The 20898-nt window shown below is 62.7% G+C and carries 16 protein-coding genes; 9 read left to right on the top strand and 7 right to left on the bottom strand.

What is annotated here, in order from left to right; translation table 11 throughout:
* Positions 1–47 precede the first annotated feature (47 nt).
* Together HX875_RS20820 and HX875_RS20815 are read left to right on the top strand one after the other, a co-directional pair.
* A complete protein-coding gene (locus tag HX875_RS20820; RefSeq protein WP_371321492.1) occupies positions 48–3125 on the top strand; it encodes an autotransporter domain-containing protein in 3078 nt (1025 codons plus the stop codon).
* 167 nt (positions 3126–3292) lie between these two features.
* Complete coding sequence (locus tag HX875_RS20815; RefSeq protein WP_177045214.1) at positions 3293–4723, top strand: polyurethane esterase; 1431 nt, start codon at positions 3293–3295, stop codon at positions 4721–4723.
* A 176-nt stretch (positions 4724–4899) separates the two neighbouring features.
* Here HX875_RS20815 and HX875_RS20810 read toward each other — a convergent pair whose 3' ends face one another.
* Together HX875_RS20810 and HX875_RS20805 are read right to left on the bottom strand one after the other, a co-directional pair.
* On the bottom strand, positions 4900–5175 hold the full coding sequence (locus HX875_RS20810) for a hypothetical protein (protein WP_256348145.1): 276 nt from the start codon (positions 5173–5175) through the stop codon (positions 4900–4902).
* A 120-nt stretch (positions 5176–5295) separates the two neighbouring features.
* Positions 5296–5520 (bottom strand): YgdI/YgdR family lipoprotein, encoded by a 225-nt coding sequence (locus HX875_RS20805; protein WP_177045212.1) that lies wholly within the window; start codon positions 5518–5520, stop codon positions 5296–5298.
* A 189-nt stretch (positions 5521–5709) separates the two neighbouring features.
* Here HX875_RS20805 and HX875_RS20800 point away from each other — a divergent pair, with 189 nt between their 5' ends.
* Complete coding sequence (locus HX875_RS20800; RefSeq protein WP_177045210.1) at positions 5710–7359, top strand: VRR-NUC domain-containing protein; 1650 nt, start codon at positions 5710–5712, stop codon at positions 7357–7359.
* Complete coding sequence (locus HX875_RS20795) at positions 7356–9644, top strand: ATP-dependent DNA helicase (RefSeq protein WP_177045208.1); 2289 nt, start codon at positions 7356–7358, stop codon at positions 9642–9644. Before HX875_RS20800 ends, HX875_RS20795 begins: the two co-directional genes overlap by 4 nt.
* Here HX875_RS20795 and HX875_RS20790 read toward each other — a convergent pair.
* A complete protein-coding gene (locus HX875_RS20790) occupies positions 9604–10812 on the bottom strand; it encodes a serine hydrolase domain-containing protein (RefSeq protein ID WP_177045206.1) in 1209 nt (402 codons plus the stop codon). The two genes, HX875_RS20795 and HX875_RS20790, sit on opposite strands and share 41 nt — an antisense overlap.
* A 206-nt stretch (positions 10813–11018) precedes the next feature.
* On the opposite strand from HX875_RS20790, the gene HX875_RS20785 reads away from it, so the two are divergent.
* Positions 11019–11711, top strand: coding sequence for a helix-turn-helix domain-containing protein (locus HX875_RS20785; RefSeq protein ID WP_177045204.1), 693 nt, complete (start codon positions 11019–11021; stop codon positions 11709–11711).
* A complete protein-coding gene (locus HX875_RS20780) occupies positions 11668–12609 on the top strand; it encodes an alpha/beta fold hydrolase (protein WP_177045202.1) in 942 nt (313 codons plus the stop codon). Before HX875_RS20785 ends, HX875_RS20780 begins: the two co-directional genes overlap by 44 nt.
* On the opposite strand, the gene HX875_RS20775 is transcribed toward HX875_RS20780, so the two are convergent.
* Complete coding sequence (locus HX875_RS20775; RefSeq protein WP_177045200.1) at positions 12572–14038, bottom strand: sensor histidine kinase; 1467 nt, start codon at positions 14036–14038, stop codon at positions 12572–12574. The two genes, HX875_RS20780 and HX875_RS20775, sit on opposite strands and share 38 nt — an antisense overlap.
* Positions 14035–14745, bottom strand: coding sequence for a response regulator transcription factor (locus HX875_RS20770; RefSeq protein ID WP_003217086.1), 711 nt, complete (start codon positions 14743–14745; stop codon positions 14035–14037). The genes HX875_RS20775 and HX875_RS20770 overlap by 4 nt, the downstream gene beginning before the upstream one ends.
* A 299-nt stretch (positions 14746–15044) precedes the next feature.
* Between HX875_RS20770 and msrB the strand changes: the two genes are divergently transcribed.
* The 3 genes from msrB (at position 15045) to msrA (ending at position 18190) form a co-directional block, all read left to right on the top strand.
* Positions 15045–15557, top strand: coding sequence for a peptide-methionine (R)-S-oxide reductase MsrB (gene msrB, locus HX875_RS20765; RefSeq protein WP_177045198.1), 513 nt, complete (start codon positions 15045–15047; stop codon positions 15555–15557).
* A 29-nt stretch (positions 15558–15586) separates the two neighbouring features.
* Positions 15587–17347: a cytochrome c biogenesis protein DipZ gene (locus HX875_RS20760; RefSeq protein WP_177045196.1), complete on the top strand. Its 1761-nt coding sequence runs from the start codon at positions 15587–15589 to the stop codon at positions 17345–17347.
* Positions 17348–17494: 147 nt separating this feature from the next.
* A complete protein-coding gene (gene msrA / locus HX875_RS20755; RefSeq protein ID WP_177045194.1) occupies positions 17495–18190 on the top strand; it encodes a peptide-methionine (S)-S-oxide reductase MsrA in 696 nt (231 codons plus the stop codon).
* 68 nt (positions 18191–18258) lie between these two features.
* On the opposite strand, the gene HX875_RS20750 is transcribed toward msrA, so the two are convergent.
* Positions 18259–19209, bottom strand: a complete 951-nt coding sequence (locus tag HX875_RS20750; RefSeq protein ID WP_010169366.1) for an alpha-E domain-containing protein — start codon at positions 19207–19209, stop codon at positions 18259–18261.
* Positions 19210–19211: 2 nt separating this feature from the next.
* Positions 19212–20621 carry a circularly permuted type 2 ATP-grasp protein gene (locus HX875_RS20745; protein ID WP_177045192.1) on the bottom strand — a complete coding sequence of 470 codons (1410 nt, stop codon included), beginning with the start codon at positions 20619–20621 and terminating at the stop codon, positions 19212–19214.
* Positions 20622–20898: the final 277 nt, after the last annotated feature.

Genomic DNA, 20898 nt, shown 5'->3' with positions numbered 1-20898 from the left:
CAAGGAAGTCCACCGTGAAAACAAAAAAACGAAGGTTTCAATCCGCCATCCCAACAGGCCCGGGCTACCCGCTCAAGGCCAGGAGTTGCGTGCCATACGGCGCGTTGCTGTGTTGCCTGGCCAGCCTGGGTACCGCCCAGGCCGCACCCTACGTCGAAACCGGGAAACTGGGGGACGCTGCCAGTTGGCGCAGCAATGAGTTCAAGGCCGACTGGGGGCTGGGCGCCGTGCATGCAGACGCCGCCTACGCCGCCGGCTACACCGGCAAGGGCGTGAAACTGGGGATCTTCGACCAGCCGGTGTACGCCCAGCATCCGGAGTTCGCCAGCCCCGGCAAAGTGGTCACGATCGTGACCGAGGGCATCCGCCAATACACCGACCCGTACATCCCGGTGAAGGCCGGGGATGCCTTTCGCTATGACGGCACGCCGTCCCTGGGCTCCAACGGCAAGCTCGGCAACCACGGCACCCATGTGGGCGGCATTGCTGCGGGTAATCGCGATGGCGGGCCGATGCATGGCGTGGCGTTCGATGCGCAAATCATCAGCGCCGAAAACGGCGACCCAGGCCCCGAAGACGGGATCATCCTGGGCAACGACGGCGCGGTCTACAAAGCCGGTTGGGACGCGTTGGTGGCCGGCGGTGCGCGCATCATCAACAACAGCTGGGGCATTGGGATCGGTGACCAGTACGCCAAGGGCGGGCGTGATCCGGCGTTCCCCAACTTCACGGTCAATGAAGCCCAGGCGCAGTTCAATAACATCCGTCCGATCCTTGGCACGATCGCAGGCGGCGCTTATCAAGGCGCGATCGATGCGGCCCGCAGCGGCGTGCTGACGATCTTTGCCGCCGGCAACGACTACAACCGCAACAACCCGGATGCGATTTCGGGCCTGGCGTACTTCGTGCCGGAGATCGCACCCAACTGGTTGTCGGTGGCGGCCTTGCAGCAGAACCCCGACACCGCCAGTGCCGACCCGTACGTGATCAGCACCTTCTCCTCACGCTGCGGTTATGCCGCGAGCTTTTGCGTCGCGGCGCCCGGCACCAAGATCTACAGCTCGGTGATCAACGGCACCACCCTGGAAAACCTGACCACCGACTACGCCAACTTCAACGGCACCTCCATGGCCGCGCCGCATGTGGCCGGCAGCGCGGCGGTGTTGATGGAGCGCTTCCCGTACATGAGCGGCGACCAGATTTCCACGCTGCTCAAAACCACCGCGACCGACCTCGGCGCACCGGGCATCGACTCGCTGTACGGCTGGGGCATGATCAATCTGGGCAAGGCCATCAACGGCCCGGGGATGTTTGTGACGGCTGAGGATATTCCAGCCGAGTTTCGTATCGACGGCGCCTACGGCTCCGGCCAATTCGTCGCGGACCTGCCAGGGATTGGCGCCGTGGTGGATGCCGGTAAACCGACCCAGCGTCTTTGCACCGACGTGCATTGCGGGCTGGATGTGTGGAGCAACGACATCTCCGGGCATGGCGGCCTGACCAAGCAGGGTATTGGCGCGCTGGTGCTGACCGGCACCAACACCTACAGCGGCCCGACCCTGGTCAATCAAGGGTTGCTGGCGGTCAATGGCTCGATCACCTCCGACGTCACCGTGGGCAGCAGCGGGGTAGTGGGCGGTTCCGGGCACATTGGTTCACTCACCGCCAACAGCGGCGGTACCGTGGCGCCGGGCAATTCCATCGGCACCCTGAATGTGGCGGGGGATGTGAACTTTGCGGCGGGCTCTACCTATGCGGTGGAGCTGTCGGCGACCAACAGTGATCGCATCGTCGCCGGTGGCAAGGCCACCCTCAGCGGCGGCACCGTGACCCTGGCCCTGGAAAACAGCCCGACACTGCTGACCCAGACCCAGGCCGAAAGCTTGATCGGTCGGCAGTACAACATCCTTCAGGCCGCCGGCGGCATTACTGGCAGCTTCGGTTCGGTACTGCCCAACTACCTGTTTCTCGGCGGCACCCTGAACTACGCCGCCAACGGCGTGCAACTGGACGTGGCGCGCAACGCCAACACCTTCGCCAGCGTGGCGGCTACCCCGAATCAACGCTCGGTGGCAGCGGCCGCTGAACAGCTGGGCGCCGGTAACGCGGTGTATGAAAGCCTGTTGTCGTCGCCGAATGCGGCGTCGGCCCAGGGTGCGTTCCAGCAGCTGTCCGGGGAAATCTACCCGGCGCTGGAAACCGCGCTGGTCAATGACAACCGCTACCTGCGCGAAGCCGTGGGTGAGCGTTTGCAGCAAGGCGAAATGGGCGCATCGACCGAGACTATCGACAGCCGCGGCAACGTTTGGGTCAAGGCCCTCGGCGCCTGGGGCAAGACCGACAGCCGTAGCGACACAGCGGGCTACACCACCTCCATCGGCGGCATGCTGGCGGGTGTGGACGGCGCGCTGGATGAAGACACCCGTTTGGGCCTGGTGGCGGGCTACAGCGACACCTCGCTGAACATGGGCAGTGACACCCACTCCCGCGCATCGGTCGATAGCTATCACCTGGGTGCGTATGCCGGCCACGAGATCGGCGCCTTGCGTTTGAGCGGTGGCGCAACCTACAGCTGGCACCGCGCCGATGTGAAGCGCGAGCTGCAATACGGTGAAGTCGCCGGCAAGCAGAAAGCCAAGGTGGATGCCCGCAGCACCCAGGTGTTTACCGAAGCGGCGTATCGCCTGAACCTGCAACCGCTGGCCGTGGAGCCGTTCGCCAACCTGGCGTATGTGCACCTGGATGCCGACGGGTTTACCGAGAAGGGTGATGCGGCAGCGCTGAAGGGCGGGGATGACAGTCGCGACGTGGTCTTGAGCACCCTGGGTGTGCGGGCGTTGAAAACCCTGAATGTGAGCGATCACCAGCAACTGGAGCTTTCCGGCACGTTGGGCTGGCAGCACAACCTGAGCAGCGTCGACTCCGAGCGGCACCTGGCGTTTGCGTCGGGCGGCTCGTCGTTCTCCGTGGAAAGTTCGCCGATGGTGCGTGATGCGGCCCTGGTGGGCGCGCGGGTCAGCCTGGCGCTGAGCAAGGACGCGAAGGTGAATCTAGATTACAACGGCCTGCTGGCCAGCAAGGAGAAAGTCCATGGCGTCGGCTTGAGCCTCGACTGGGCGTTCTAAACACCTGTGGGAGCGGGCTTGCCCGCGATAGCGTCGGGTCAGTCAACGATGCATCGACTGATACGGCCTCATCGCGGGCAAGCCCGCTCCCACATGGACTCTGTTCCAATCGTCAATTTGTGCAGATGTGGCTTTCTCGACAATTCCAACAAAAGAGAGGCAATACCATGGGTGTCTTTGACTATAAAAACCTCGGGGCCGAGGGCTCCAAAGCGTTGTTCGCCGATGCCATGGCGATCACGTTGTACTCCTATCACAACCTGGATAACGGCTTTGCCGTGGGCTATCAACACAACGGGTTTGGCCTGGGCCTGCCGGCGACGCTGGTGGGCGCGTTGCTGGGCAGTACCGATTCCCAGGGGGTGATTCCGGGGATTCCCTGGAACCTCGATTCGGAAAAGGCCGCCCTCGACGCCGTCAACAAGGCCGGCTGGACGCCCATCAGTGCCAGCACCCTGGGCTACGGCGGCAAGGTCGATGCCCGGGGCACGTTTTTCGGTGAAAAGGCCGGCTACACCACGGCTCAGGTCGAAGTGTTGGGCAAGTACGATGGCGACGGCAAGTTGCTGGAAATCGGCATCGGTTTTCGCGGGACTTCCGGGCCTCGGGAAACCCTGATCAGCGACTCGATTGGCGATTTGGTCAGTGATTTGCTGGCGGCGCTGGGGCCGAAGGATTACGCGAAAAACTACGCGGGCGAGGCGTTTGGCACCTTGCTCAAGGATGTCGCGGCGTATGCCGCCAGCCAAGGGCTCACGGGCAAGGATGTGGTGGTCAGCGGCCACAGCCTGGGTGGCCTGGCGGTCAACAGCATGGCCGACTTGAGCGGCAATAAATGGTCGGGGTTCTACAAGGATTCCAACTACGTGGCCTACGCCTCGCCGACCCAGAGCAGCGGCGACAAAGTGCTGAACATCGGCTATGAAAATGACCCGGTATTTCGGGCGCTGGACGGTTCGTCGTTCAACTTTTCGTCACTGGGGGTGCACGACAAGCCCCATGAGTCGACCACCGACAATATCGTCAGCTTCAACGATCACTATGCGTCGACGCTGTGGAATGTGCTGCCGTTTTCCATCGTCAATGTGCCGACCTGGATTTCCCATTTGCCCACGGCCTACGGGGATGGCATGAGCCGGGTGCTGGACTCGGCGTTCTACGACCTGACCAGCCGGGATTCGACGATTATCGTGGCCAACCTGTCAGACCCGGCCCGGGCCAATACCTGGGTGCAGGACCTCAACCGCAATGCCGAGCCTCACAAGGGCAATACGTTCATCATTGGCAGTGACGGTGATGACCTGATCCAGGGGGGCAAGGGCGTGGACTTTATCGAGGGCGGCAAGGGCAATGACACGATCCGCGATAACAGTGGGCATAACACTTTTCTGTTCAGCGGGCAGTTTGGGCAGGATCGGGTGATCGGGTATCAGTCCACTGACAAGCTGGTGTTCCGGGACGTGGAGGGCAGTGCCGACTGGCGTGATCACGCCAAGGTGGTGGGTGGCGATACGGTGCTGAGTTTTGGCGCGGATTCGGTGACGCTGGTGGGGGTTGGGCTGGGCGGGGTTTGGGGCGATGGAATTTCCATCGGCTAAATAGCGCTGCTGTTGTGGCGAGGGAGCTTGCTCCCGCTGGACTGCGTAGCAGGCCCTTTTTTTGGGGCCGCTTCGCGCCCCAGCGGGAGCAAGCTCCCTCGCCACAGGGTTAGTCAGCTAGGGTTAATCAGCATAGGGTTAGTCAGCACCGGGTTATTCAGGGTTTGGGCGTTGGGTTATCGCCAGTAGTGGCCGTGGTTCCAGTACGGGCGATGGGGTTGGCCGTAGCCGTAGCCGTAGTAATGACCGTGTGGCCAGTAGCCTCGCGGGCCGTAGCCATAACCCCAGTGGCCGTAGTAGCCGGGAGGAGGGGGTTGCACGATCACCACGCGCGAGGGCGCCTGGCGGATGATTATGGTGTCGGCAAACACCGGCGTACTCGCCAGCGCAGCCCACATCAAGGGAATGAATAGCAGAGCGCGCACCGCTCGGGACATGAATGTCATGGCCATGGTTCTCCGTCGTACCACCCTCGAAGTTGAAGGTGGTTGATCGGTTAAACGCGGCGACGGGGAAAATCCTTCGGTGAAAATCTGTTTATTTTTTGCGCTGCCCGAGGGCGGATTACTGCTTTATTTCTCTTTGATCACGGTCGCAACGTCGGCGGCCTTGACCCGTACATGCTTGCCGGCGATGTCGGTGAACTCGTAGAAACCATCCGCGGTCTTCGCGTTCGGTACGTCCTTGGTCAAATATTGGGTACCGTTCTGCAACGTCACCACGGTTTGCGTGGAGCAACCGGCCAATACCAGCATCGTCAACATACCCAGTGCCAGACCTAAATTCTTCATGCTCATAACCCTTACCCTGACCCTTCGAAAACCCCGTGCCTGAGCAGTCGGGGGGAGACACATTTAATGTGGCTGACAGCCATCTGATCATTATTACGCAAAAAGTTGCGTGTGCCTTTGATCTATTACCGATTGCAACAGCCGCTCAGGGACGGCACTCTGTATGCATAACCAGTGTTTGATTCAGTGCGTGAAATGCCCAATCCCCTTGAAAACCCGCTGTATTACCTGCACAACTTCCGCCAGGTGCTCGACTGGCTGGGGCAGCGTTATGCCGATTTACTGGCCCCGGAAGAAGCGCATTTCATTCAGCAATTTGACAGCTTGCCCCAGGCGTCCCAGGCCTTGCTGGTACGTATGGTGATGCGCAAGGGCATGCATTTTCGCGCTGGCAAACTCAACTATGCCGAGATCGGTGCAGCACAGGAGGCGGTCGTGCCTTTGCTGGAACAGGGTTGGGTGACGGATCAGTGCCTGCTGTCGTTCGACGAACTGTTCGGCCTGTTGCAGAAAGCCGAAATCCTCGCGACGTTCAAACCCTGGATCGAGCAGCCCAAGGCGAAAAAGGCTGACTGGCTCGAGGAGCTATCAGCGCAGTTCTGCGAAGCGCGCTGCTTTCAGGCGTGGTGTCCGGACCTCGCCGACCAGCTCTACAGCCTGACCGTGATGGACCTGTGCGACCGCTTGCGGCTGATGTTCTTCGGCAATCTCTATCAGGACTGGTCGGAGTTTGTGCTGGCGGACCTGGGGATTTTCACTTACGAGAAAGTCGAGTTCTGCGCCGAGTCCCGCGGTCTGCGCAGCCGTGACGATGTGCATGGCTTCCTGTTCCTGCACCAGTGCCAGCAAGCCTTTGAGGCGGGCGAGCCGCTGGAGGTGGTGCTGGAAAATATCGCCACCTTGCACACCGACAACCCCTGGCTGGAAAAGCGTCGGGCCAAGCTGTTGTTTCAAGTGGGCCAATACTGTGAGCGCAGCGCCGAGCTGGCCCTGGCCGAGGCGATCTACCGGGGCTGCACCTATCCCGGCGCCCGGGCGCGGCTGATCCGGGTGCTGGAGCGCCAGGAGGACTTTGCCCAGGCGATGCGCCTGGCCCGTGAGGCGCAGTTGGCACCGGAAAGCGCCGCCGAGCAGCAGCATCTGTTGCGGGTCATACCCAGGCTGGGGCGCAAACTGGGTGAACCGGCGGTGCCCAGGGTAAAACCCCGCGAGATCGTGCGCCTGGACCTTGAACTGCCGGCCCCCGAGCCGCTGATGTCGGTGGAGTATTGCGTGCAGGCGCACCTGAGCGACCACGGCGCGCCGGTGCATTACGTCGAGAACAGCCTGATCAACTCGTTGTTCGGCTTGCTGTGCTGGCCGGCGATTTTCGCGCCGTTGCCGGGGTCGTTTTTCCACCCATTCCAGCGCGGTCCGGTGGACCTGCACAGTGAGGACTTTCATCAGCGGCGGGCCGAGCTGTTTGCCGAATGCCTGGACCAACTCGGCGACGAGCGCTACAAGGCCACGATCCGCCAGCGCTACGTGGACAAATGGGGCATTCAGTCGCCCTTCGTGTTCTGGAACGTCCTCAGCGAAGAACTGCTCGACCAGGCCCTGGATTGCCTGCCCGCCGTGCACCTGCGCCACTGGTTCGAGCGCCTGCTGCTGGATATCCGCGCCAACCGCGCCGGCATGCCTGACCTGATCCAGTTCTGGCCCGAAGAAAAAACCTACCGCATGATCGAAGTCAAAGGCCCCGGTGACCGCCTGCAAGACAACCAACTGCGCTGGCTGGAATTCTGCGGCGAACACCAGATGCCCGTGACCGTGTGTTATGTGCGCTGGGCGGAGCAGGTGGCTTGAGCTACAGCGTTGCGGTGCGTGCGTTATGTGAATTCACCGCCAAGGTCGGCGACCTCGACCTGCGTTTTACGCCATCCCCCAGCGCCCAGGAAGGGATTGTCGGCCACCGCACCGTGGCGTCGCGGCGCAGTGCCCACTACCAGAACGAAGTGGCCCTTGAGGGCGAATACCTTCAGTTGAAAGTCCGGGGCAGGGCGGATGGCTACGACCCGGACCGCAACCAGCTGGAAGAGGTGAAAACCTATCGCGGCGACCTGGCCAAGCAGCCGGCCAACCACCGGCAACTGCACTGGGCCCAGGTCAAGGTCTACGGCTGGCTGATGTGCCGGAAGCTCGGGTTGTCGGAGATTGTATTGGCGCTGGTGTACTTCGACATTGTCGGCGAGCACGAAACCCTATTGAGCCAATCCTTCCAGGCCGCCGACCTGGAACACTTCTTCAATCAGCAATGCGCCCTGTTCCTCGGCTGGGCCGAACAGGAAATGCATCAGCGTGAAGCCCGCAACGCCGCAGCGGCCGCCCTGGGCTTTCCCCATGCGGCGTTTCGCCCGGGCCAGCGCTCCCTGGCGGAAACCGTCTACAAGGCCGTCAGCACCGGCCGTTGCCTGATGGCCCAGGCGCCCACCGGTATCGGCAAGACCGTGGGCACGATCTTCCCGATGCTCAAGGCCCTGGCGCCCCAGCAACTGGACAAGGTGTTCTTCCTGACCGCCAAGACCCCGGGCCGAAAACTGGCGCTGGATGCGGCGCAGGTGCTGTACGACAGCAGCCCGGGATTGCCGCTGCGGGTGCTGGAACTGGTCGCGCGGGACAAGGCCTGCGAACACCTGGACAAAGCCTGTCACGGCGATTCGTGCCCGTTGGCCAAGGGCTTTTACGACCGCCTGCCCGCCGCCCGCGAAGCCGCGTCCAGGGTACGCCTGCTGGACCAGCGCAATTTGCGGGAAGTCGCCCTGGCCCATGACGTGTGCCCTTACTACCTGAGCCAGGAAATGGCGCGCTGGGCCGACGTGGTGATCGCCGACTACAACTACTACTTCGACTTCGGCGCCACGTTGTTCGGCCTGGCCCAGCTCAACCAGTGGCGGGTCGCGGTGCTGGTGGACGAGGCCCATAACCTCGTGGAGCGCGGCCGCTCGATGTACAGCGCCGCCCTCGATCAGTACAGCCTCAAGACCTTGCGCGACACCGCTCCGCAACCGCTGAAGAAATCCTTGCAGCGCCTGAACCGTGAATGGAACGCCCTGCACAAGGAGCAAGTCGCGCCGTATCAGGCTTACGCCCGCAAGCCCGACAAACTGCTGCAAGCCCTGAGCCTGTGCACCAGCGCCATGGGCGAATATTTCAACGACCATCCCGAAGCCCTGAATGGCGACCTGCAAGCCTTCTACTTCGAGGCGTTGCAATTTGCCAAGGTCGCCGAGCTGTTCAACGAACACTTCATCTTCGACATCAGCAAGCGCGAACTCAGCGGCAAACGCAGCTCATCGACCCTGTGCCTGCGCAACGTGGTGCCCGCCGAATTCATCCGCCCCCGCTTGACGGCGGCCCGCAGCAGCGTGCTGTTTTCCGCGACCCTGAGCCCGCGCCATTACTACGCAGACCTGCTGGGAATGCCGCCCGACACCGCCTGGGTCGACGTGGAATCACCGTTCAAGGCCGAACAGCTGCAGGTGCATATCGTCGACCGGATCTCCACCCGGTTCGTCCACCGCCAGGCGTCCCTGGAACCCATCGTCGAGCTGATCGCCACCCAGTTTGCCCAGGCGCCGGGCAACTACCTGGCGTTCTTCAGCAGCTTCGATTATTTGCAGCAAGTGGCGCAATTGCTCGCCGAGCGGCACCCGCACATCCCGTTGTGGCACCAGTCACGGGGCATGGCCGAGGCCGAGCGCCAGGGGTTTCTCGACCAGTTCACCCAGCACAGCCAGGGCATCGGTTTTGCGGTACTGGGCGGGGCTTTCGGCGAAGGCATCGACCTGCCGGGCACCCGGCTGATCGGCGCATTCATCGCCACCCTGGGCCTGGCCCAACTGAACCCGGTGAATGAGCAGCTCAAACTGCGGATGGGCGCGATTTTTGGTGCCGGTTACGACTACACCTATCTGTACCCGGGTATCCAGAAGGTGGTGCAGGCCGCGGGCCGGGTGATTCGCAGCCAGCAGGACCGCGGCGTGGTGATGCTGATCGATGACCGTTTTGGTGAAGCCCGGGTACGGCAGTTGTTGCCGCGCTGGTGGTCGATCACTGCGGCGGATACACAGCATCCCGCAACTGATGGGTGAACAGGCCGGACATGCCTTCGTAAGCCGTATTGGTCAGTGCAACCACCGTGAGCTTTTGCAGCGGGTCGACAAACCAGCTGTGACCGTAGGCGCCGCCCCATTCAAAGGTGCCCCGCGATTGCGGTGTGCCCGTCAGCGCAGGGTCATCCAGCACCGCCCAGCCATAACCGAACCCCCAGCCTGGGTCTTGGGTTGGAGGGTTGGCGCCCACCGAATCGGTGACCATCAACTGCACACTGTGCGCCGACAGGATCGGTGCGCCGCCCCTGCGAATGGTTTCCAGGAACCGCGCAATATCACCTGCCGTCCCGGCCATGCCGGCACCGCCGGAAGGGTAGGCCTTAGGATCGAGAATCCGCCGCACATCAAACAGTGCGGTGCTGTCGCCCGAGGTGATGGTGGCCTTGTCGACCACCCGTAGCGGCTGCGGTGAACCATCCTGATAGGCGGCGGACAGGCGCTTGAGATCCGTCACGGCAAACCCGGTATCGCGCAACCCAAGCGGTTCGGTCACCGATTCGCGGACCAATGCTGGCAAGCTCTGGCCGGACGCCTTTTCCAGCACCGCACCCAGCACATCGGTGGCCATCGAATACCGCCAGCCTTTGCCCGGCGGGTAACTCAGGGGCACGCTGGCGATGCGTTTCAGGTTTTCGGCAAAGCCGATCTCCGGCTCGCCCAAACCATCGGAAACCCCGGCGGTGCGGTACGGGCCGTGCGGGCTTTCCAGGAATCCGTAGCTGAGGCCGGCGGTATGGTTGAGCAACTGGCTGACGGTAATCACCGGGGTGGTGCCATCGGCCAGCTTGGGCTTGAAGTCGGGCAGCCAGCGGCTGACCGGATCGTCCAGGCGCAAACGGCCTTGGTCCACCAGGTGCATTGCGGCGGCCGAAACCAATGGCTTGGTGACCGATGCCAGGCGAAAGATCGTGTCTTCGGTCATCGGGCGCCCGGCTTCGCGGTCCGCCAAGCCGGCAGCACGGTGGTAAACCAGCTGCCCGTCCCGCAGCACCAGCACCACTGCGCCCACCAGGCGTTTGTCGGCAATGGCACTGTCGACCACCGCATCCACGCGCTTGGTGAGCAGCGGGTCCGGGCTGTCGGCGCAGGCGAGGGTGGCGCAAAGGGCGGCGGCAAGGGGCACAAGGTGTCGGGCAGGCGGCTGCATGGGTCAGGCTCACTCTTTGGCAGTGCAGGGCTGCCAAATATGAACACTAGAGCCCTGGACTACAACGTGATGTTGCAGCCGCTGTCGATTGGGGTTTGTTTTTCAGTCATGAAAAATCTCCTTATGGGAAGCCTAGGTTCCCCGCTGGAGCCCGGACGCGGAATGCCCTAGAGTCCGTGTTTCTGTCGCGATCGTCCGGAGCTTTTATGGATACCCTTTCCGATGTGCTGGCACTGCTAAAAAGCCATCGCTCGACCTTCGCCGGCCTGAAGGCTGGCGGCACCTGGGCCATCAATTTCGCGGCGCCGGACGGCATCAAGTTCAACGCGGTGGTGGAGGGCAGTTGCTGGCTGGAGGTGGAAGGGCTCGCGGTGCCGATGCGCCTGGCCCGGGAATACGCCAGCCCGTTGCAAGGCGCGGCATTGATGACCGAGCATTTGGCGCAAATGATGCTGGTGCAAATCCTGCGGCTCTATCAATCTTCCATGGGCGCCAGTACTACCGGCTGGTTGGCGGCGCTTAACGATCCGAGGCTGGCCCCGGTGTTGCGGGAAATTCACGCCGCGCCGGCCCGCCGATGGACATTGAGTGAAATGGCCGATGTGGCGAGTCAATCCCGCTCCACCTTTGCCTTGCACTTCAAGCAACGGGTGGGGTTGGCACCGCAGGAGTACCTGACCGGTTGGCGCATGCACCTGGCAGTGCAGGCGTTGAAAGCCAGCGACAACAGCGTGTCCACGATCGGCCAGGCCCTGGGTTATCAGTCAGACAGCGCCTTCAGCAATGCTTTCAAGCGCGTGATGGCCTGTTCTCCCCGGGAATACCGCGAGCGTACCCCACACAAGGAACCCCGTGATGAGCGATATCCAGCAGCAGAAGGTCAAGGTCAACGGCATTGAACTGAACGTGCACATCGCAGGGCCCGAGGGCGGCCCGCCGGTGTGGTTGCTGCATGGGTTTCCCGAGTGCTGGCACTCCTGGCGCGAGCAGATTCCGGCGCTGGTGGCCCAGGGTTATCGGGTGTTTGTCCCGGAAATGCGCGGCTATGGACAATCCAGCGCGCCGCCGGAAGTGGCCGACTATGATCTGCTGACGCTGTGCGCCGATATCCAGGGCGCCATGGACCTGTTCGGGCATCGCCAGGTCGTCATGGTCGGGCATGACTGGGGCGCCGTGGTGGCCTGGCACCTGGCGTTGCTGGAGCCTGAGCGCGTCACCCGGCTGGTGACGATGTCGGTGCCTTTTGCCGGGCGCTCCCGCAGGCCGGTGATCGAAATCATGCGTGAGCTGTATGCCGATCGCTTCAATTACATCCTGTACTTCCAGACGCCGGGTGTGGCCGAAAAGGAACTGGATGCCGATATCGAGCGGACCTTGCGCTTGTTCATGCAGGACCAGGATGTGTTCCTGCAGAAGAAACCCGCCAGCGCCACCTTGCTGGAAGGTGTTTCACTGCCGGGCAAGCTCCCGGCGTGGTGTCGCCAGCAGGACCTCGACGTGTATGTACAGACCTTCGCCGGCGACGGCTTCCGCGGCCCGCTGAACTGGTACCGCAACTTCGAGCGCAACTGGCAACGCACCGAGTTTCTCGCCGGCAAGCAGGTGCTGCAACCGACGCTGTTCCTGATTGGCGACCGCGACCCGGTGGGCGTGTTCGAAGCCCACACCCTCAAGCGCATGCCCGAATCCGTGCCGAATCTGCAACAAGCCGTCCTGGCCAACTGCGGCCACTGGATTCAGAACGAGCAGGGGGCCAAGGTCAACGAACTGCTGGCCGGGTTTCTAGGGCGAACGTGAAGGTCGCGCCGCGCCCAGCTACATCAATCAGGCGGATTTCCTGGCCGTGCAATTGCAAAATCCGGTGCACGATGCGCAAGCCCAGCCCGCCATCACGACGGGCGCCGCCAATGGTGAACGCGCGCAGGAACAGGCCTTCGCGCAAATCCGCCGCGATCCCCGGGCCGCTGTCGCTGACGGTCACTTCAACAAGACCGGCCCTGGGCGCCAGTGTCACTTCAACGTTGCCATTGAGCGGCGTGTGGCGCAGGGCGTTATCCAACAGGTTGGTGAGCACCCGTTCGATCAGGCCCAGGTCCGCCAATACGGTAGGTACCACAGGCGGCAGGCTGGCGGTGAGGGTGATGCTGCGGGCTTCGGCCGTGAGTTCGAATTTCTGGAAGATGTCCTGCACCAGGTCGGGCAACGAGAACCCTTCGATCACCGGCTGCACAAAACCGTGCTCCAGGCGTACCAGTTCCAGCAGCGACTGGGCCAGGCCGCCCACCTTGCGGCTTTGGTCCAGGGCGATGCCCAGGTAGCGCCGGCGCTCCTGTGGGGTCAGGCTGGCGTCTTTCAGGGACAGGGTTTCCAGGTAGCCATGCAAGGAGGCCAATGGAGTACGCAGGTCATGGGAAATATTCGCGACCATCTCCCGGCGTTCCTGCTCTTGATGGGTGATGGCGCGCCATTGTTCGCCCAGGCGGTTCTCCATCTGTACAAAGGCGTGGTCGAGCACGGCGATTTCATCCTGGCTGGTAACCTCCGGGGCCACAGCTTGCAGGACTTTCGGTGCGCCATTGATATCGAACTGGCCGATCTTTTCGGTCAACTGCCGCAGCGGCCGGGTGATCCAGGCAAATGCGGTCAAGCCCGCCAACAGGCACAGCAATGCCACCAGGGCGATGGACCACAGGGCGATGTTCAAGGCCATGCCGGTGGCGTCCCTGGCGTCGAACACATCATGGGCTTCGCCCAGCAGCACCACATACAAGTAGCCGGCTTGCTGGCCGTTGACCCGCAGCGGCGCGGCGCTGAACACCTTGAGGCCGTCGACGCTGCGCGGGTCGTCGCCGAGGATCGGCAGCATCGCGCCGCTGAGGAAACGGCGCACCGGTTCCAGGTTGACCTGGTCCCGGCGCAGGTGGCCGCTGGGGGCGGCATTGCCGACCACGCGGCCGTTGATGTCCAGCAGGTACACCTCGACACTCGGGTTCACCAGCATCAACTGGCTGAACAGGTTGCGCACCGCGTCCGGCTTGAGCCCATCGGCGTCCATCAGTTGGGTATCACGGGCGATGTGTGCGGCCAGGTCGCGGGACAGGCCTTGCACCACTTCCAGTTCATGCATGTGGTTGGAGCGCACTTGCAGCCACGCCGAGGTGCCGCTGCAAATCAGCAGCAGCAGGGCGAACACCAGGGACAGGCGTTGGGTAAGGGTCAGCCTCATGCCGACTGCTCGGCAAATTTGTAGCCACGGCCCCACACCGTGAGGATGCGCGCCGGGTTGGCCGGGTCGGCCTCGACCTTGGCCCGCAGGCGGTTGATGTGGGTGTTGACCGTGTGTTCATAGCCTTCGTGGCTGTAGCCCCACACGGCGTTGAGCAGGTCCATGCGCGAAAACACCTTGCCCGGCTGACGGGCGAAAAAATACAGCAGGTCGAACTCCCGGGGCGTGAGATCCAGCCGCTGGCCTTGCAGGGTGGCGTCACGGGTCAGCGGGTTGATGAACAACTGGCCGAGGTCGAGGCTGCCGGCGTCCATCTTCAGGTTGCGTGCCATGGCGTCGACCCGGCGCAACAGCGCCTTGACCCGCGCCACCAGCTCCGGCATGGAAAACGGCTTGGCCAGGTAATCATCGGCCCCCAGCTCCAGGCCCAGGATGCGATGCAGCTCGCTGGAACGGGCACTGGTGATAATGATCGGCGTGTAGCGCGTCATGGCCCGGGCGCGCCGGCAGATTTCCAGGCCGTCGACGCCGGGCAACATCAGGTCGAGGATCAGCGCATCCCAGCCGCCTTGTTCCAGCAGGCGCAGGCCTTCATCGCCGTCGGCACTGTGGACCACCTCGAACTGCTCGTCCCGCAAGTGCAGGCAGATCAAATCGGCAATATGGGCATCGTCCTCGACCACCAGGACACGTTTGGGCTGATCCATTGATAAAAACCTGTCTTCTTGATTCGCGCATTGTGCGGCTTTTGCAACAGTGTAGTTATCACGAATTGTTTAACTCTGCGTGAGGATTCCGCGACCACAGCAGGCCTAACCTTCACCCTCGCAATGGCAAAAATACACAACCCAATCATTGTGGCGAGGGAGCTTGCTCCCGCTGGAGTGCGTAGCGCTCCCGGTTTTTTGGGGCCGCTACGCGCCCCAGCGGGAGCAAGCTCCCTCGCCACAGTTCCAGCCACAGGGTCATTTGCCGGCCATATAGAGTTGGAGCTTAGGAGAAACTCATGTATTCACGTCGACAGATCCTGCTCGCCGGCGGCGGCCTCGGCCTTGCAGTCACCGCCGGCGGCCTGCTGCAAAAAATCAACGCCGGCCCCGCCCTGATCGCAGAAGCCGAAGCCGCCGAAAACTTCGAAGTCAGCCACACCGACGCCGAATGGCGCACCCTGCTGAGCGCCGAGCAATACGCGATCCTGCGGGAGGAGGGCACCGAACGCCCCTACAGCAGCGCCCTCAATGACGAACACCGCAACGGCACCTTCGCCTGCGCCGGTTGCGCACTGCCCCTGTATTCCTCAGCCACCAAATTCGAAAGCCACACCGGTTGGCCAAGTTTCTGGCAACCCCTGGAAAACGCCGTGGCCAGCCACGTCGACACCTCCTTCGGCGTGGTACGCAAGGAAATCCACTGCCGCCGCTGTGGCGGCCATCAGGGCCACGTGTTCGATGACGGCCCAGCCCCCACCGGCCTGCGCTACTGCATGAACGGCGCAGCCATGACGTTCACCGCGGCTTAATTCAATGTCTTCCTATAAGGGTCTACCCCATGTGGCTTTTGGTTCTCGCATATCTGGGCGGCGTGCTGACGATTGTCAGCCCGTGCATCCTGCCGGTTCTGCCTTTTGTCTTCGCTCGCACCGGCCAGCCGTTTTTGCGCAGTGGCTTGCCGCTGTTGCTGGGGATGGCGATGACCTTCGCCCTGGTCGCCTCACTCGCGGCGGTGGGCGGCGGTTGGGTGGTACAAGTCAATCAGTACGGTCGCTGGCTCGCGTTGCTGTTTGTTGCGCTATTCGGGCTGACGCTGCTGCTGCCCAGCCTGTCCGAGCGCCTGACCCGGCCACTGGTGGCCGCAGGCAGTCGCCTGTCGGAAGCCGCCGGGGCCGATTCGCGGCCGCGTCCAGGCGCCTCATTCCTGATCGGCGTGGCCACCGGGCTGCTGTGGGCGCCGTGCGCCGGGCCGATCCTGGGGCTGGTGCTGACGGGCGCCGCGCTGCAGGGCGCCAGTATCGGCACTACCTTGCTCTTGCTGGCCTACGCGGCCGGCGCTGCCACCTCCCTGGCCCTGGCGTTGCTGGTCGGCGGTAAAGTCTTCGGTTTCATGAAGCGCTCCCTGGGCGCCGGTGAATGGCTGCGTCGCGGCTTGGGTGCGTTGATGCTGGCCGGTGTGGCGGCGATCGCCCTGGGCCTGGACACCGGGATCCTGGCGCGCCTGTCGACGGCGTCCACCGGTGGCCTGGAACAAAGCCTGGTGGAGAAACTCGGCGCCAAGCCCGAACAGAAGAGCGGGGCGATGATGGCCGGTGGCGCGATGATGATGTCTGCCAACCATAGCGACGCACTGCCGGTGGAAGGCCAGTTGCCGCCGCTGGACGGCGCCGTGCAATGGCTGAACTCCGAGCCCCTGACCGCCGAGGCATTGAAAGGCAAGGTAGTGCTGGTGGATTTCTGGACCTACTCCTGCATCAACTGCCTGCGCACCTTGCCGTACGTCAAGGCCTGGGCCGAGAAGTACCGCGATCAAGGCCTCGTAGTGATCGGTGTGCACGCCCCGGAATTCGCCTTCGAGCGTGACGTGAACAACGTCACCAAGGCCATGAAGGACCTGGGCATCACCTACCCGGTGGCCATCGACAACAACTACAAGATCTGGCGCGCCTTCAACAACCAGTACTGGCCGGCGCATTACTTTGCCGACGCCAAGGGCCAGATCCGCTACCACCATTTTGGCGAGGGTGACTACGCCGAGTCCGAACGGGTTATCCAGCAGCTGCTGCGTGAAGCCGGCGCGACCAAGGTGGCGGGAGGCTTGATCGAAGCAGACGCCAAAGGCATCCAGGCCGCACCGGACATGAACGAAGTGCAATCGCCGGAAACCTACCTGGGCTTCCAGCGCGCCGAGAACTTCGTGTCCACCGCCACCCTGGGTACCGACAAGGTCGTGAATTACCCGGCGGCCGGCAACCTGGCCCTGAATGACTGGACCCTGGAAGGCCAATGGAACGTGGGCGGCCAGCAAGCCACCCTCGCGGCGGCCAACGGCAAGATCGTCTACCGCTTCCACGCCCGAGACCTGCACCTGGTGCTGGGCCCTGGCGCCGACGGCAAGCCGGTGCGCTTCAAAGTCACCGTCGACGGCCAGGCGCCGGGGGATGCCCACGGCACCGACGTCGCCCCGGATGGCAGCGGCACCGTGACCGAACAACGCTTGTACCAGTTGGTGCGCCAGCCGGGCGCCGTCAAGGACCGGACATTCACCATCGAATTTATTGACCCGCAAGTGGCGGCCTACGCCTTCACCTTCGGCTAAGCCAACAGCGAAATCCTGGAGTGGAAACCCGATCAATGTGGGAGCTGGCTTGCCTGCGATAGCGGTGTTGAATTCACCGCCGCCATCGCAGGCAAGCCAGCCCCCACAGTTGACCGGGTTTGATCAGCCTTTTTTGGAGTGAACCTTATGAAGCTATTCAAATATTTACCAGCGCTGGCATTCGCCGCCTTCGTTGGCCACAGCTCGGCCTTCTCCTTCGGCCCATCCGACGACGCCGTAGCCATCGCGCCCCCGGCCATGGACCTGCCGGCAGACGGCAGCAACCTGCAAACCGCCGTGTTTGCCGGCGGCTGCTTCTGGGGCGTGCAGGGCGTGTTCCAACACGTACAGGGCGTGAAAAACGCCGTCTCCGGCTATGACGGCGGCGCGGCCAGCACCGCCCAGTACGAAAGCGTCAGCGGCGGCGACACCGGCCATGCCGAGTCCGTCTCCGTGACCTACGACCCGAGCAAGGTCAGCTACGGCAAGCTGCTGCAGATCTACTTCTCAGTGGCCCACAACCCCACGGAACTCAACCGCCAGGGCCCGGACAGCGGCACCCAGTACCGCTCGGCGATCTTTGCCCAGAATGCCGAACAGCAAAAAGTCGCCCAGGCCTACATCGCCCAGCTCGACGCGGCCAAATCCTTCGACAAGCCGATCGTGACCAGGATCGAGATGGGCAAAGCCTTCTACCCGGCCGAGTCGTACCACCAGGACTTCCTGACGGAAAACCCGTCCTACCCGTACATCGTGATCAACGACCTGCCCAAGGTGAAACAGCTGAAAAAACTGTTCCCCGACCAATACCGCGCCGAGCCCGTACTGGTGAAAAACCAATAACCCAACCCCAGCACATTTCAAAGGTGGGAGCTGGCTTGCCAGCTCCCACATGGGTTCTGCACCGGTGTTCAGACCACCTCCAGATACGAACTATGAATCGCCCGCGCCAACTCCCGCACGGTGTCGATAAACTCCGTCAGCCGGCTATGCAGCCCATCCTCCAGAATCTCATCAATCCCGGTATACCTCAGCCGCGCCTCAAACTCCGCCGCCAAACGCTGCGCCGTACGCCCATAACTCCCGGGCAAGTCCGCCAGGATATGGCTCAATTCCTCAATACACGCATGCAACGACCGCGGCACATCACTGCGCAACAGCAACAGCTCCGACACCGACCGTGCATTCAGCGCATTCGGATACAGCTCCGTGTACGCCTCAAACGACGACAGGGCCCGCAACAACGCGCTCCACTGGTAATACCCACGCGCCGAAAGATCACTGACCTCTTCGGACTCTTCCCCAAACATCTCATACCGTGCGTCCAGCAGCCTCAAGGTGTTATCCGCCCGCTCGACAAACGTGCCCAGGCGAATAAACCGATACGCGTCATTGCGCATGATCGTCCCGGACGTCGCCCCGCGAAACAGGTGCGAACGCTGCTTCACCCAGTCACAAAAGTGGCTGATGCCATGGCGCGCCAGCCCACCGGCCGCAATGCTGCGCATCTCCAGCCAGGTGGCGTTGAGGTTTTCCCACATGTCGGCGGTGATCCGGCCGCGCACCGCATGGGCGTTGCCCCGGGCGGCCCGCAGGCAGTTGTAGATACTCGCGGGGTTTTCCTCATCCAGGGCGAAGAAGTGCAACATGCGCTCGGCATCCAGTTGCTGATGACGTTCGAGGTAACTGTCCAGGGTGCCGCTGCTGAGCAACGACATGGCCAACTCATCCAGCCCGTCACTGCGCCCGGCCTGGGGCATCAATGACAGCGAATAACTGACTTCCAGCATGCGCGCCAGGTTCTCGGCACGCTCCAGGTAACGGGACATCCAATACAGATCTGCGGCGGTTCTACTCAGCATACTCAGCCCTCCACCACCCAGGTGTCCTTGGTTCCGCCGCCTTGCGACGAGTTGACGATCAATGAGCCTTCACGCAGTGCCACGCGGGTGAGGCCGCCGGGTACCAGGCGGGTTTCCTTGCCCGACAGCACGAACGGCCGCAGGTCGATATGCCGTGGCGCGATGCCGTTTTCGACAAAGGTCGGGCAGGTGGACAAGCTCAAGGTCGGTTGGGCGATGTAGGCGTGGGGGCGGGCCTTGATGCGTTGACGGAAGTCTTCGATCTCGGCAGCGGTGGAGGCGGGGCCCACCAGCATGCCGTAGCCGCCGGAGCCCTGGGTTTCCTTGACCACCAGTTCCGGCAGGTGCGCGAGGACGTGGGACAGCTCATCCGGCTTGCGACACTGGAAGGTCGGCACGTTTTGCAGCACCGGCTCTTCATCCAGGTAGAACCGGATCATTTCCGGCACGTATGGGTAGATCGACTTGTCGTCCGCCACGCCGGTACCGATGGCATTCGCCAGCACCACATTGCCTGCGCAGTAGGCCGCCACCAGGCCGGGCACGCCGAGCATCGAGTCGGGGTTGAAGGCTTGCGGGTCGAGGAACGCGTCGTCGATTCGGCGGTAGATCACATCCACGGCCTTGGGGCCGTCGGTGGTGCGCATGAACACCTTGAGGTCGTGCACGAACAGGTCGGCGCCTTCCACCAGCTCCACGCCCATTTCCCGGGCCAGGAACGCATGTTCAAAAAACGCGCTGTTGAAGCGCCCCGGCGTCAGCACCACCACATTCGGGTTGTCCAGGCGGCTGGAGCTTTTCAGGGTCTTGAGCAGCAGGTTGGGGTAGTGGTCCACCGGGGCGATGCGCTGCTTGGCGAACACCTCGGGGAACAACCGCATCATCATCTTGCGGTCTTCGAGCATATAGCTCACGCCGCTGGGGGTGCGCAGGTTGTCTTCGAGCACGTAGTAGGTGCCGTCGCCGTCGCGTACCAGGTCGACCCCGGAGATGTGCGAGTAGATATCGCGGTGCAGGTCCAGCCCGACCATCGCCTTCTGGTAACCCTCGTTGCCCAGCACCTGGTCGGCGGGGATGATCCCGGCCTTGATGATGCGCTGGTCGTGGTAGATGTCGGCAAGGAACATGTTCAGTGCGTTCACCCGCTGGATACAGCCGCGCTCGATGACGCTCCACTCACTGGCGGGAATGCTGCGGGGGATGATGTCGAAGGGGATCAGGCGCTCGGTGTCTTGCTCGTCGCCATACAGGGTGAAAGTGATCCCGGCGCGGTGAAACAGCAGGTCGGCTTCACGGCGGCGCTGGGCCAGCAGTTCTGGCGGCGTATTGGCCAGCCAGCGGGAGAATTCCTGATAGTGCGCACGGCAAACGCCTTGTGCGTCATTCATTTCATCAAAGAAAGATCGAGCCATTCCAATTACCTTGTCAGTGCCGGGACTAACTGCGCTTTGGCACTGCCGCTTTAGAAAACGCATTTTTTTATGAGCCCGTGGCTGATGGTGCCAGCAGACCTGGTCCTTACTTTCTTTTGGGGTGGGCTCTGGGTCGGGGGGTAACGATTGCTCCTGTATCCGGGCAGATGAATCAATAAAGCAATGCCTGTGCCATCCACCTTGTGGCGAGGGAGCTTGCTCCCGCTGGGCTGCGCAGCGGCCCCAAAAAGGAATGAGAGCGCTGTGCACTGGAGCG

The sequence above is a fragment of the Pseudomonas yamanorum genome, assembly GCF_013386765.1.
Classification (GTDB): Bacteria; Pseudomonadota; Gammaproteobacteria; order Pseudomonadales; family Pseudomonadaceae; genus Aquipseudomonas; species Aquipseudomonas yamanorum_A.
Note: the sequence above shows the minus strand (reverse complement) of the source record. Positions and strands in the feature narration are given on the sequence as shown.

Bases quoted from the DNA above. Each gene is read 5' to 3' on its own strand.
- HX875_RS20810 (WP_256348145.1), bottom strand. From the start codon at position 5,175: ATGGCCATGACATTCATGTCCCGAGCGGTGCGCGCTCTGCTATTCATT.
- HX875_RS20805 (WP_177045212.1), bottom strand. From the start codon at position 5,520: ATGAGCATGAAGAATTTAGGTCTGGCACTGGGTATGTTGACGATGCTG.
- msrB (WP_177045198.1), top strand. From the start codon at position 15,045: ATGTATTCACGTCGACAGATCCTGCTCGCCGGCGGCGGCCTCGGCCTT.
- HX875_RS20760 (WP_177045196.1), top strand. From the start codon at position 15,587: ATGTGGCTTTTGGTTCTCGCATATCTGGGCGGCGTGCTGACGATTGTC.
- HX875_RS20770 (WP_003217086.1), bottom strand. From the start codon at position 14,745: ATGGATCAGCCCAAACGTGTCCTGGTGGTCGAGGACGATGCCCATATT.
- HX875_RS20750 (WP_010169366.1), bottom strand. From the start codon at position 19,209: ATGCTGAGTAGAACCGCCGCAGATCTGTATTGGATGTCCCGTTACCTG.
- HX875_RS20775 (WP_177045200.1), bottom strand. From the start codon at position 14,038: ATGAGGCTGACCCTTACCCAACGCCTGTCCCTGGTGTTCGCCCTGCTG.
- HX875_RS20800 (WP_177045210.1), top strand. From the start codon at position 5,710: ATGCCCAATCCCCTTGAAAACCCGCTGTATTACCTGCACAACTTCCGC.
- HX875_RS20745 (WP_177045192.1), bottom strand. From the start codon at position 20,621: ATGGCTCGATCTTTCTTTGATGAAATGAATGACGCACAAGGCGTTTGC.
- HX875_RS20780 (WP_177045202.1), top strand. From the start codon at position 11,668: ATGAGCGATATCCAGCAGCAGAAGGTCAAGGTCAACGGCATTGAACTG.
- HX875_RS20815 (WP_177045214.1), top strand. From the start codon at position 3,293: ATGGGTGTCTTTGACTATAAAAACCTCGGGGCCGAGGGCTCCAAAGCG.
- HX875_RS20790 (WP_177045206.1), bottom strand. From the start codon at position 10,812: ATGCAGCCGCCTGCCCGACACCTTGTGCCCCTTGCCGCCGCCCTTTGC.
- msrA (WP_177045194.1), top strand. From the start codon at position 17,495: ATGAAGCTATTCAAATATTTACCAGCGCTGGCATTCGCCGCCTTCGTT.
- HX875_RS20785 (WP_177045204.1), top strand. From the start codon at position 11,019: ATGGATACCCTTTCCGATGTGCTGGCACTGCTAAAAAGCCATCGCTCG.